The sequence below is a fragment of the Patescibacteria group bacterium genome (assembly GCA_028715115.1).
Taxonomy (GTDB): domain Bacteria; phylum Patescibacteriota; class Patescibacteriia; order UBA2591; family UBA4787; genus JAQUSN01.
On the sequence record JAQUSN010000002.1, the window covers coordinates 163,758 to 176,497 of the forward strand.

17 protein-coding genes are annotated in these 12,740 nt (G+C 33.9%); 13 read left to right on the forward strand and 4 right to left on the reverse strand.

Translation table 11 applies throughout. From position 1 onward, the window contains the following. The 11 genes from PHV78_03370 (at window position 1) to PHV78_03420 (ending at window position 7,702) form a co-directional block, all read left to right on the forward strand. On the forward strand, window positions 1-840 hold the full coding sequence (locus tag PHV78_03370; GenBank protein MDD5396263.1) for a hypothetical protein: 840 nt from the start codon (window positions 1-3) through the stop codon (window positions 838-840). A 39-nt stretch (window positions 841-879) separates the two neighbouring features. After that, window positions 880-1,329, forward strand: coding sequence for a hypothetical protein (locus tag PHV78_03375; protein MDD5396264.1), 450 nt, complete (start codon window positions 880-882; stop codon window positions 1,327-1,329). Window positions 1,330-1,365: 36 nt separating this feature from the next. After that, entirely contained in the window at window positions 1,366-2,106 is a 741-nt protein-coding gene (locus PHV78_03380; GenBank protein MDD5396265.1) for a ZIP family metal transporter, read from the forward strand. Window positions 2,107-2,192: 86 nt separating this feature from the next. After that, a complete protein-coding gene (locus PHV78_03385) occupies window positions 2,193-3,056 on the forward strand; it encodes a hypothetical protein (protein ID MDD5396266.1) in 864 nt (287 codons plus the stop codon). Between the two features lie 51 nt (window positions 3,057-3,107). Next, complete coding sequence (locus PHV78_03390; GenBank protein MDD5396267.1) at window positions 3,108-4,244, forward strand: DUF4263 domain-containing protein; 1,137 nt, start codon at window positions 3,108-3,110, stop codon at window positions 4,242-4,244. A gap of 20 nt (window positions 4,245-4,264) precedes the next feature. After that, window positions 4,265-4,813, forward strand: coding sequence for a hypothetical protein (locus PHV78_03395; GenBank protein MDD5396268.1), 549 nt, complete (start codon window positions 4,265-4,267; stop codon window positions 4,811-4,813). Next, window positions 4,803-5,432 (forward strand): nuclease-related domain-containing protein, encoded by a 630-nt coding sequence (locus PHV78_03400; protein MDD5396269.1) that lies wholly within the window; start codon window positions 4,803-4,805, stop codon window positions 5,430-5,432. Before PHV78_03395 ends, PHV78_03400 begins: the two co-directional genes overlap by 11 nt. 90 nt (window positions 5,433-5,522) lie before the next feature. Next, window positions 5,523-6,068, forward strand: coding sequence for a GNAT family N-acetyltransferase (locus PHV78_03405; GenBank protein ID MDD5396270.1), 546 nt, complete (start codon window positions 5,523-5,525; stop codon window positions 6,066-6,068). A 61-nt stretch (window positions 6,069-6,129) separates the two neighbouring features. After that, window positions 6,130-6,636 (forward strand): DUF6512 family protein, encoded by a 507-nt coding sequence (locus tag PHV78_03410; GenBank protein MDD5396271.1) that lies wholly within the window; start codon window positions 6,130-6,132, stop codon window positions 6,634-6,636. A 101-nt stretch (window positions 6,637-6,737) separates the two neighbouring features. Beyond that, window positions 6,738-7,046: a nucleotide pyrophosphohydrolase gene (locus tag PHV78_03415; protein MDD5396272.1), complete on the forward strand. Its 309-nt coding sequence runs from the start codon at window positions 6,738-6,740 to the stop codon at window positions 7,044-7,046. 17 nt (window positions 7,047-7,063) lie between these two features. Further along, a complete protein-coding gene (locus PHV78_03420) occupies window positions 7,064-7,702 on the forward strand; it encodes a PIG-L family deacetylase (protein ID MDD5396273.1) in 639 nt (212 codons plus the stop codon). Here PHV78_03420 and PHV78_03425 read toward each other — a convergent pair. The 3 genes from PHV78_03425 to PHV78_03435 are packed head-to-tail and all read right to left on the reverse strand — an operon-like array spanning window position 7,699 to window position 9,693. Next, window positions 7,699-8,883, reverse strand: a complete 1,185-nt coding sequence (locus PHV78_03425) for a radical SAM protein (GenBank protein MDD5396274.1) — start codon at window positions 8,881-8,883, stop codon at window positions 7,699-7,701. The genes PHV78_03420 and PHV78_03425 overlap by 4 nt on opposite strands. 7 nt (window positions 8,884-8,890) lie before the next feature. Then, the gene (locus PHV78_03430) at window positions 8,891-9,457 is read right to left on the reverse strand and encodes a methyltransferase domain-containing protein (protein ID MDD5396275.1); all 567 of its coding nucleotides are present in this window, start codon (window positions 9,455-9,457) and stop codon (window positions 8,891-8,893) included. After that, the gene (locus PHV78_03435; GenBank protein ID MDD5396276.1) at window positions 9,430-9,693 is read right to left on the reverse strand and encodes a class I SAM-dependent methyltransferase; all 264 of its coding nucleotides are present in this window, start codon (window positions 9,691-9,693) and stop codon (window positions 9,430-9,432) included. Before PHV78_03435 ends, PHV78_03430 begins: the two co-directional genes overlap by 28 nt. Before the next feature lie 20 nt (window positions 9,694-9,713). On the opposite strand from PHV78_03435, the gene PHV78_03440 reads away from it, so the two are divergent. Next, on the forward strand, window positions 9,714-10,598 hold the full coding sequence (locus tag PHV78_03440; protein MDD5396277.1) for a glycosyltransferase family A protein: 885 nt from the start codon (window positions 9,714-9,716) through the stop codon (window positions 10,596-10,598). On the opposite strand, the gene PHV78_03445 is transcribed toward PHV78_03440, so the two are convergent. Next, window positions 10,572-11,765: an aspartate aminotransferase family protein gene (locus PHV78_03445; protein ID MDD5396278.1), complete on the reverse strand. Its 1,194-nt coding sequence runs from the start codon at window positions 11,763-11,765 to the stop codon at window positions 10,572-10,574. The two genes, PHV78_03440 and PHV78_03445, sit on opposite strands and share 27 nt — an antisense overlap. An 89-nt stretch (window positions 11,766-11,854) precedes the next feature. Between PHV78_03445 and PHV78_03450 the strand changes: the two genes are divergently transcribed. Beyond that, entirely contained in the window at window positions 11,855-12,736 is an 882-nt protein-coding gene (locus PHV78_03450) for a hypothetical protein (protein MDD5396279.1), read from the forward strand. The last annotated feature ends 4 nt before the right edge of the window (window positions 12,737-12,740 follow it).

Here is a 12,740-nt window from a genome sequence, read left to right on the forward strand (position 1 = left end):
ATGGTAAAACGCTTTGAGGAAAAAAGATCTCCTGTTGCCGCCCGGTTTCATCAGCCGAAAAAAAGTTGCTTTCCTTGGATTTTCTGGCCGCTGGTCGGCTTGGTTATTATTTTCGCCATCTTTATTGCGCAAAATAAATATCTTTATATCACTACGGTCAGTGTCAAATATTTGCCGGCTAACGCTAAATACCGTCTGACCGACCAGGCGCAGATTACTAAACAGTTAAACGATTACATTAATCAGCCTTGGCTGAATTATTTCAAAAAAGATACGCCGTTGACTTTTTCGACTCAATACATTCTTAGCCATTTTGCCAAGGATGGGCGATTCGCCAGTACGAAAATCATCTGGCGTTTTCCGCATAAAATAGAACTCGCCTTGTACGAAAAAGTCCCGGTGGCGATTTTGTCTGTTTCCGGCGACAAGGATTATTGGTTGGATAAAAACGGGGAGATCATTGCTCCGGCTACTAAACCGCTGACTGATTTGACTAATAATAACCAACCCGTGGTTTTGCCTATAATATATGACGAAACTAGCTCCAGTTATGGCTCAAAAGGCCTTTCAGATGCGCTTAAAATGGCTTTAGGCGTGTTTTCGGAGCTGAATGGGGTCAAATACCGTTTGGCGGTAAAAGACCTGAAAATAAGCGAAAATAGCGGTTATTTCCTGGGTGAAAGCATGGCTGTTCCTGGTTTTAAAATCCTATGGCTATTGGACCAAAAGGAGATTAATTATGAAGTCGCCCGATTGAAAATTCTAATGGATAACAAATTTGCCAGCAGTAATCCGGAGTACGTTGACCTACGTTTCGGCGAAAAAGTTTATTATAAATAATTATGAAAAAACTAATTAAAACTTTCTAATTTAATCGTTATGAAAAAAACAATTTTCGTCGGTTTAATCATTCTGACTACGACCGTGTTGGTTGGCGCTGGCTGTAGCAATAGCAATCAAAAAGCCGGTGACCTGGCCAATACTTTGCCAGCTCAAACTAATGATAATCAGCCAGTTGTTTGCCAAGATCCGCCTTGTCTGGTGCAATATTTTCTTCGGTGTCAGCCGGCAACCTTAAGCATGAATCTGGGCGAAGGAGTAACTTATGTAATTAAGGTTTTAGGATTAGAAGATGGTAAGTGTCATTGGCAAAGCACGATAACTTCTGGTCAAACCCCGTCATCAGAAACTAATGATTGTTATTATCCCTTAGCCGATATGACTACTGATACGATCGATCATCTTTTCGGTGCTGACAAAGTCGCGGGGAAAGAAGCGGTTTTGCAAGCGCAAAACAATTTATTCCAAGCCAACTGCACCGCTAAATAATTTTGTACTTAGTATTTCATATTTTATATATTCTTTGTGCTTATTCTCTACGCTTTTCTTTCGGCTCTTATTGTCAGCTTGATTTCGCTAATCGGCGTTTTTACTTTGAGTATAAAAAAAGAAGCACTGAATAAAATCGTTCACGTCTTGGTCGCTTTTGCCGTGGGCGGACTATTCGGCGACGCGATAATTCATTTGATCCCCGAAGCTTTTAAAACAAACCCCAACAGCTTATCAGTTTCATTACTAATTCTGTTGGGTATTTTTATTTTTTTCGGAATGGAGAAAATTTTGCGCTGGCGGCATTGCCACGAGAGTGATTGTCCCGAGCATCACCACTTGGCCACTATGAACTTAGTAGGCGATGCAGTGCATAATTTTATCGACGGTTTGATTATCGGCGTCAGTTTTATGGTCAGCTTACCGCTCGGCTTGGCAACTACCGTGGCAGTTGTTTTGCATGAAATTCCCCAGGAGGTGGCTGATTTTGGCGTACTGATTTATGCCGGCGTGCCGGTTAAAAAAGCCTTGGGTTATAATTTTTTGTCAGCCTTGTTGGCAGTTTTGGGGGTGGCCATGGCGGCCTTAGTCGGTAAATATGTGACGAACTTTTCTGATTTATTGATTCCAATTACTGCCGGCGGTTTTATCTATATTGCTGGTTCGGATCTGATCCCTGAACTTCACCATCAAACCCAAATATCGCATTTTCTAAAGCAATTAATCTTTATTTTGCTAGGCCTCGGCATTATGGTGCTTTTATTATTTTTAGGGTAAAATATAGACAAAAGTTAATATCAGGCGTTTTATTCGTGTTTTTGATAACAAGATTAGTATAATTATGAAATACTAATATTTAAATCATGAATAATTTAAATCAAAATTTATATTCTCGTTTCGGACGGACAATTGATCTTGATAAAGTCCAGAATGGTTTTAAATTATGCGTTAAGAATGCGGCGCTTGAATATATAACGCCACTTTCCTATCTTAATGAAACAGATGAATTAATAGACATAAAAAATCAGACACTTAAAGAATTATGCCGACAAATGTTCGCAGATCAGGACAAATACAACAGCGTTTACGGACTCGAGTATTTTATAAAATCTCAACTTTATGACAGCATGGATCCTTTTCAAGAATCTCTTTTAAAATTACAAATATTTTTGAATATTATTTTCCGTAATAATTCTAATAAATTATTACTCCATGAATTTAATCAATTTATTATAGAATTAGAAAAATATATTAGCGACTTTCCAATTTTAGGAATAATGATTAAAAAATATAAATTAAAATCACCGCAGATTTTGCCCACTACCTCAAAAATATTCAAACAAAATATAAAAAATACCTTAGGACTTTTAGAATTAAATGATAAATATAAGCATATACTTTCTTCTTTTGAAGATGGTTTAAAAGAATTTTTATCTGCCAAAACAATAGAAAAGTATAAAAATGTTGTTGAAGACATGTATTCGGCTCTTGATGAGTTAGCAAAAGTTATATTTGATGATAAAAATAAGGGCTTTAAACATTTATTAAATAAAGAAAATATAAAGTTATTCAGTTGTGGTTTTCAAAAAGAAATATATAACAATCTTCGTAAATGGATGGATCTTATTAAACATGGAACAAAAAAGGATCTTAATAAAAATGATATTGAGATAATCATTGATATGACGGGCAATTTAATTAGATTTATGATTTTAAAAATAAAATAATATTTAAATTTTATACCTAAAAAACATATTTAAATAATATAAAAAAGATTTATGATAATTTCGGAACTAAAGGAAATATTTGGTTGGTCAACAGAAAGAGATGATTTTATTATCGGAAAAGATAGTTTTTCAGACCTGCAAATAAATTCGACACCATTTGAGCAATTTTATTATTTTTTTCATCAAAAAGACAGAAGACTAATAAAGCAATTTGTTCTTAACAAGGGTAAGCGAGTAGACCATATATGCAGAGTGGATCTTATAAAAAAAGATAGTAAATTTGCACCCCGATTATCATTTTCCATCCGCGATAAAGCAAGAAAAATAACAGAGCAAGAGGAGGCAGAAAAAACTAATATAAAAGCTAACGTTAGTTTATGTGATTGTTCTAATAATTTTTGGAAATTGATTTCTTTTCTTAAAACATTGCAGGACATAGAAATTCCAGAAGACAAATTCTCTCTTGTGTCTCAAAAAGAAGAAGAAATTGTATCTGCCCTGCATAATCGAGGATCAGGTAGTGTTTTAAATATTATTAAACAACTTTCACAATCACCAGATATTTCCTTAACACAAGAAGATGTTAATTCTCTCTTAAAGAGAAGAGAGAAATTAATTAATTTCGAAGAGGCTCTAAAAAAATATCAAAGTGATGAAGGATGGTGGCAAAATTTTTTTGAACAAAATAAATGGATTTTTGGTTATGGTTTAAACTATGAAATTCTGAAGAACCAACAATCACAGCCACATTATGGAGGCGATAAAGTTGATGGATCTGGCGGTCAGCGGGGCGACAACCTTATGTCTACAACTGGCGATTTAAATTTTACAGTTTTGGTTGAGATAAAAACTCCAGCCACCAAGCTTTTACAGGGAGTGCAAGAAATTAGAAATGGTGCGTGGAGCTTGTCTAAAGATCTAACCGATGCTTTGTCTCAAATACTAGCGAACATTCAAACATGGGATAAATGTGGATCAGAGCAACCAGCGAATAGGGATAAACTCGAGAAAGATTCAGTTTTTACTATTAAACCAAAGGGCATTATTGTTATTGGCGCGCTGGGTCAGCTTGATGATAGAAATAAAAGAGAAACATTTCAACGTTTTAGAAAATCGGTTCACGGAATCGATATTATTACTTTTGACGAATTATTTGAAAGAGCTCAATTTATTGTTCAAAGTGATTAGGGTTTTAAATGTCATATTTAATGAAAAAATTAGGAGAAATAAAAATTGCGTGGTTGGTACTGTGGACTTGTTCTGGTCAAAACGAAGATGAATGTTTAAGAAAAGTAGGTATTTATGAAAAAGTTGCGGATATAATTAGTGCGAGGAAAGATTTTGACCAAATTATTGAAATTGCAAAAGATATTTATAAGCAAAAGATGCTCTCATTTTCAAAGAGGATTTATCTTTCTAATTATTCACTGGGGAATAAACGTAAGAAAGAATTTTTTAGCACAGAAGTTCCGGTTTTTACGCACTATCAATCTGATGTTTATAGAACTTTAATGAAATTAATTCAAGAAAAAGGGATTAAAAATAAAAAAGCAGAAAAGATGTCTGAAAGATGGAGTAGACATCCTCAATTCATAACGGTCGGACATAATCCATGCCTCGAAATAACTAAAGTGTTCAATTTATCTGTTTCTGAAGATAAAAATGGTGAGGAATTTTTAGAATGGGATCGTCTATTAGCAAGTGGTAATTTTAAGAGAGAAGAATATAGGCGCAAAAAAATAAATTATGGCCAATAAATATTTAAAGAGAAAGATTAGAAATTATGAAATATATAAAACAATGCTTATATCTATTTTGATGTGTTTGTCTTTTTTTACTGGCGAATATGTTTATTCTAAAAAATTTTTTGGTGATATTATAGTAAACATTATAGTGGGGCTGGTTCTTGGTATCATTGGTGCAATTTTGACTATTATTTTTGAGAATTACATGATTAGTCAGGCTCGTTATAGAAAAGGGCTTGAATTGGAATCACAGGTAGAAGATAAATTAAAAAGACTAAGAATTAAATATGAACCCCACCTAGAAGATGGTCACGGTGATTTGGATTTTTTACTTAGTGGAAATAATAATTTTTATGGGATAGAAGTTAAAAATCAATCAGGCCTTATAAGATTTGAAAATAATAATCTTATGATTTCTAATTTTAAGAATACCTATATTTTAAAGAACTTATTAAAACACTGTAAACTAATTAGAGATATAAAATTTGGAGATAGTTCAGATAGATTCATTAAACCCATACTCATTTTTGGTTATAAAGCTGTTGTTGATATCCCACAAAATAAGATCAAGTTCAATAATGTAGAAATTATAGTTGCCACTATTAATGATTTTGAGCGCTATATTATTTAGTTGTTATTAAAATTCGGCAGCGATTTTGCGTCCGCCTCCGCCCGTATTCTCAATACTCTGACTTTGAATAAATTAAAATAAATAAATAAAATGATAAAAATAAAACGGGGAAGACAATTATCTAAAGAATTTATAAAGCAATGGAACACCGCTGTTGACAGAGAATTTGAATGTAATGAGTTTTTAGATCCACAAAAAAGAAATAGTTTTTCAAAAGATATTTTTTTCATACTTACTGAAAAGAAAAAGATAAAATCAATAGCAAGAATAAAGGAATATTCTGTTATTTTTGAAGAAAAACGATATAAAGTCTTGGGCATTACGGATATGGTTTCTTTAAAAAAGGGTCATGGTTATGGGATAAAATTAGTTAAATCCATGATTAGATATATTAAAAAAACTAAAAAAACGGAAATAAGTTTCTGTCATCCAAAAAATACTAATTTTTATAAAAAAGGCGGATTTATAATTATAAAAAATGCAGTTAAACAGTTTTATTACAAAGATAAATCAGGTAAGGTTATAAAAAATAATTGGGATAAAGATCTCCTTTGTATAAATGGAACAGATAATCTAATAAATAAAATTAAATCTTATCCCAAACAAAAGATACAAATGTCAACCAAATTTTTCTGATTTTGCCGCCGCCTCCGCCCGCATCTTAACCCTCCTCACTAAACCAACTTTAAATTAGTTTATGCTATTCAATATTTTATTTACCGTTATTGTTGGCTCGTTGCTCCATTTTACTTTTAATTTTGCCCACCAGGCCAAGATCGTCGGTTTGTTTTCGGCGGTCAACGAAAGTAGTTGGGAGCATTTGAAACTGGCAGTCATGCCCATGGCGCTCATTGCTTTATGGTGGGCGATTAACGGTAAGCGGAGGCCGAATAATTTTTGGCTATCGCGGGCCGTGGCCATGTATCTAGCGCCGATTTTAATCTTATTGATTTTTTACGATTACACAGCTATTTTAGGTAAGAATTATTTGCCTTTAGACATCAGCACGTTTATCCTGGCCGTTATTCTTGCTGAATTAGTCGCCAGATGGATTACCAAAAAGCCAGAATTTTCCCGGCGCTATAATCCAATTTTTCAAGCCGCCATCATCCTTCTCGTAGCCATTTTCATAGTCTTTACCTTTTATCCGCCGCAAAATATTCTTTTCCTTGACCCCATCACCCTCACCTATGGTCTAAAATAACATTCTAACATTCTCCCTAATTCGCATAAGACGGCGAACGGGCGAAGCGAAAGAATGTTAGAATGTCTAAAACATAAATATTTATGGTTAAAAACAAATCAATTGATATAAAAAAAATGCAGAAAATAGTTGATAATTGGGTGAAGACAAATACCCAGGGATATTGGAAACCAAATAACATGATGTTAAGATTAATGGAAGAAATTGGTGAGCTTTCCAGAGCTATTAATCATAAATTTGGCGAAAAGAAAAAGAAATCTCAAGAAATCGATCAAGAAATTAGCCTGGAAATAGCCGATGTTCTTTTTGCCATAACTTGCATTGCTAATTCTTTGAATATAGATCTGACAGAAGCCTTTAAACGTATGATAGAAAAATATGAAAAGCGAGATAAATATCGCCATCGCTAAATATTTTTTAATAATTTATGAAACAAAAAGTTGTCGTATTTTCTCCACATCCTGATGATGACCTGATTGGATGCGGCGGCAGCTTGATTAATCACCTAAAAGAAGGGGCTGATGTTTTGGTCGTATATTTAACCTCCGGGGAATTAGGAACATTAGGCTATATCCCAAAAAAATTAGCTAAAATAAGAGAAACAGAAGCTAGAAGTGCTGCTAAAATTATCGGCCTTAAAAAATTGATTTTTTTAAGACAACCGGACAGCTGCTTAAAATTTACTAAAAAATTATTAGCCAAGGTTGTAAAAATTATTTCCCATGAAAAACCAAACATAATATATATACCTCACGCAAAAGAAAACAACGCAGATCATGTGGCTACATATAAAATAGTTAAATCGGCAGTTAAAAATGTTTTAACAAAAAAGGGCAATCGTATTGCCCCTATTATTTTAGAATATGAAATTTGGACCACCCTACAGAATTATAACTATATCGAAGATATAAGCAGATCAATGAATCTTAAAATTTTAGCGCTTAAAAAACACAAGACTCAACTTATTTCTAAAAATTATGCCGAAGCGGCTAAAAATTTAGCGCGATATAGAGGAATTATGACCGGCAAAGGCAATTATGTAGAAGTATTTAAAATGATAAATTAATGATGGCGAACAACATTTAAAAATGCCAGGAATTCATTCGCCCTTGAACTTGAATTAGTTTTTTTCATTAATTGTTGATAAGTATTTTTAAAATCACTATATAATTCACAGTTGGCACAGGCGGGATAACTTCGTAGATTTACGGGGTTTGTTTTTTTTCTAAATTCAGCATATTTTACATTATTCCAAATTTTAGAAAATTTTTCTTTATGAATGTTTCCCATACGATATTGTCGCCTTTTAGCGTCAAAAGCATCACCTCTGGTATCGTAATATAAATACATACAAGGAAACACAAATCCGTGGGCGTCAACCAGAGAATACATATAACACTTAAAGCAGGGCACAGGGTAATCTAAAAATAAATTTTTAACTCTCAGTCCGCGTCCATCATAATCTTTTCCCAGTTTTCCCTTTACCAGCATGTCGATAAATGGCGTAATATCCAATCGTTTGTCATTTTTAAAATTTTTAAGGAATTTTTTAATAAGAGGATAGTCTGATTTTAAGACGTTTAATCTTGGTTCTTCATGAATAGCCTCTATTCTTACTTCGTCTACGCCGAGTTTCTTGGCCAGACCTGATAAGTGCGCAAGATCTTTGACATTATCTTTTTGTAAAACAAAATTAATTCTTATTTTAGTCTTATTGCTCGGTTTTTCTTTTCTAGATTTATTTAGTTCTTTTATAGATTTTATCACTTTATCAAACATGCCCGGTACACCCCTTATTTTATCATGTGTTTCTTTGGTAACGCCATCGACAGAAAAGCAGACATTGGCATTATTTTTAACTAAACTTTTAATTATCGCTTTATTAAGATTAGTTCCGTTGGTATATGGAGCGGCCTCTAGGCCTAGAGTAGTGAGATGGTCAATTAATTCGGTAAAATCTTTTCTTAACGTAGGTTCTCCGCCGGAGAGAACAACGATTTTTGTTCCCATCTTTTTAACCTCAGTAAAAAGATTCTTTAATTCGCTAGTGGTTAGATCGCTGCCGGATTTTTTATAAGTTGACCATCGCCACCTTTTACACATTTGACAACGAGAATTGCATGTGTTAGTTATTTCAACCTGAAAGAGAAGGGGACCCAAAAAATTATGCAAATCATTAGATCTATAATGACATCTAAGTTGCTTTATAAAATTAGCATTAACATTTTTTTTAAATTTTATCGTCATATATTTATTAAAGCTTTTTAATTACAAGTAAAATATGACGGCCAGAACCTAAAATACTTTTTTCGGTACATGTATTTATCTCCAAGTCTATTAAGGCTTGCCAGTTTTTTTTAGATTTTTTTATTTTTGATAAATTTAATATTTCTATCTCAGAGCTGATGCCAGGAATAGTGGCCGTTTCTAATATTTTACAATTTAGTTTCGTAAAAAGATTAGTAAATTCATTAACGGTAAGTAGGCCTGTTTCAAATCCTTCGTGAAATTCTTTTGCTTTGCCGGTTTTAAATAGCTTTTTAGCACTAGAGATATCATCGTTCATTATATAGGCCCTTAGAAACCCCAGCTTACTATCAGCGCTAACGATCAATTTTCCATTGCGTTTTGTTACTCTAATCAACTCTTTTGCAGCGATACGCCTTTTTTCTAATGTATAAGAGATAGAATCTCCTAGACAGATAACAAAGTCAAAAGTATTATTTTTAAAACGACTTAAGTCAACAATGTCTCCTAACTCAAGCTGCACCTTTTTTAGTAAATGATTTTTTGTTATATTTTTTTCGCGATTGTTAGGCACTTATCAGAGATATCGAACAATATCACGTTTAAATTTTTTTTAGCCATTAAAATCGTATTATAACCCGTCCCACCTCCGGCATCGAGGACTAAACCAGTTTTGGGTATATATTTATTAATAAAATATCTAGGCAAAATAACCCTAAGAGAGCGGTCGTCTTGTTCGTCTTTATTTTCAGAGCAAGCGTAATTGTTCCAAAATGATTTTACTTTTTGGGGGTTGTATTTTTTTGGCATAATGCTATAATTAATACTATATGGAACACCTCAATATATCTGTTATAATTGCGGTTTCCGACGACATTCTCATAAAAGAGTGCGTTGATAGTGTTGATGAAGACGTGGAAATAGTGATTGCTCTAAATGGAGCTACTTATGAAGTTGAAAAAATAGTAAAAAGTTTGAAAAACGTGAGATATGTCGAATTGCCGGAAAGAAATATCGGCAAGGCAAATAATTTAGCTATTAGCGCCGCTACGAATCAGCGGCTTATTTTTATGGATTCAGATTGTGTATTTACTCCCGGATCAATCAGAAAATTATATTTTGGACTTGATGATTATAAAATAGCTAAGGGCAGAGTTCTATTTAAGCACAAAAATTTTGAGACGCGACTTGTAGCAAAAACCAGAGAAGTGAACACAACCACCGAACTTACAGCCTTTAAACCATGTCTTGCTATCAGAAAAGATTTAATTAACGATGTTGGTTATATCTTTGATGATGATATACATTTTCGAGAAGATTACGATTTGACCTGCCGTGTATTTGCAAAAAAGATACCTATAAAATTTGTGCCAGAAGCTAGCGTCTACCATACGCCGCTTCCTGTTTATTATGATTTAAGAAGCTCGTTTCGATATGGTTGCGGCCATCGAATTGGCATAAAAGAAGGTGTCCTTAAGGGATCATTGTTGTGGGGTGGCGATAAAAGTATTACAAATAGCTTATTATTGGATGCTAAAAGAATTTTTTATTGCCCAAGATATTTATTAAAGATAAAACGAACGAAGGGTGTTTTGGTGAGCCTGTATTCGATCATCTGGATGGCGAGCTTTACGTTGGGGTATTATTGTCAGGAAATGTTTAAGGTTTTTAAGGTTGAAGCGAAAAAATTATACAGACCTTGCAAGAATGTCTAGCCCCTCTTTAGCTGTTTTTTTATCAATATTTAGAGCAGGGAAGATAGTTAATTTATAAGGTCCACAATCAGAGATAAGAAGCCCATTTTTCTGGCAGTTTTTAACTATTTTAAGCGCATAATTCTTTTTATTAAATTCTATTCCAATAGCCAGTCCGGCAATTCTAATATTAGCCGGATATTTAAATTTCATTTCTTTTAATCTTTTAAAGAAATATTTATTCATTTTATCAACATTTTTAAATAATTGTTTTTTGTTATTTAAAATTATTTTTATATTTTTTAAGGCTAAATATACGCTCAAAGGGTGCCAACCAAACGTTGAGTAATAGCCGGTATTAAAATCAGAGACTGACTTAGCGATATTTTTAGTCATAATAGTCGCTCCTAATGGTCCGTAACCGCCACCGATTGCCTTGGCCATACATAATATATCTGGCTTTAGGTTATAATGCTCTGAAGCAAATAATTTGCCGGTTCTGCCAAAGCCGGTGGCGACTTCGTCGGCAATAAACAGGGTACCATATTTTTTACAAGCTTTTTGTACTATTTTATAGAATTCTTTTTCGGGAATCTCGACGCCTAAGTTCATGATGATTGGCTCAGAAATAAATGCGGCTACGTCTCTTTTTTTTAGTAATTTTTCGATTTGCTTTCCGGCCTTAGCGTTTAGGGGAGGGCTAATTTTATAGCATTGCGGCATAAGATTTTTGTAGTACTTTCTAAATTTTGACGATCCAACACTCATAGCACCGATAGAATGTCCGTGATAAGCTCCTTCGATAGATATAAATTTTTTTCTTTTTGTATAGGTCATGGCCGCTTGTATGGCAATTTCTACTGCTTCGGTTCCTCCGGTACAGCGAAAAGTTTTTACTAATTTTCCCGGTGTTATTTTAGCTAAAATTTCTGCTAGTTCAATCCAAGGTTTGTATAAATAATAAGGATTAACATAAAATGGCTCTTTAAATTTTTTAACCGCCTTTAAAATTTCTTTTTTATTCCACCCAATATTACCGACGCACCAACCCATTAAAAAGTCTATATATTTTTTATGATTTTTATCATATAAAAAAGAATCCTCTGATTTAATAATTTCAAGAGGATTTAGAGGAGAGACTCTTCCCAAATATAGGCTATCCTTGCGTATTAAAGCCCCAGAGTTCATATGTGGATAATTATAGCACAATCTTTCATTTTTGCAATAGAAGGGGTATAATCATAATATATTATATTTAAGATGTTTTAAAATATGTTATGACTAAGAAGATATTAATCGTGGTTTTGATTTTATTTGCCGTTGGGGTTGCTTTTACGATTTTAACTAGGTATTTTGCCGTTCCTAAGCAAAATGATAGTGTGGTTGTCGGCGGAGATCGCGACGCTCATGGCTGTATTGGTTCGGCTGGTTATTCTTGGTGCGAGGTAAAACAAAAATGTCTTCGCCCGTTCGAAGAATTTTGCGCTGATAAAATGACCGAAATGCTGGGTGGCGCTGAAGAAACCTCGAATATCAAATTTACTTTACGAGGTGAAGAAAATTTTAATTGGCTGGTCAAAGATGAAAATGTTTGGGCAACCGAAACGCTAAGTGGCTTGGTATATCAAGCTCAAGGAGTGAAAATGACTGATTATAATAAAATCGAAAAATTTATCGATGACAATTATAAAGTTGATAATAATAACGCGGCTGATGGTGTGGGCGCCGGCCAACGCGGCTTTATTATGGATTATTCAGTTTGTTTATTAAGTTTTCGGGCCGGGCAGATAAAACAAATCATAAATGCGCCAAGCGAACCGATAATGGATGATTTAAACGTGACGATTACTTGCGGCTATTTTAATCCTAATAACGCGACAGGAATTTCTATTGGCCAACAAGTGCAGCAGATTTTAGCCGCTAAATACAAAAAATTTGCAGCTGATGTAGCGATTAGCGTAGTTAGATTTACTGATTCATACGCGGCTGGCGGTGTGACCTTTTCGCAAACCAACGGAGAGGGCGGACTTTTCCTGGCTATGAAAAAAGACGGAGCGTGGCAAGTGGTTTATGATGGCAACGGCAGCATTGATTGCCAAAAAATGAGACAAGAATATGGTTTTCCGGATCAGATTCTTAAGCCAAACTTTTGCGATTAAAATT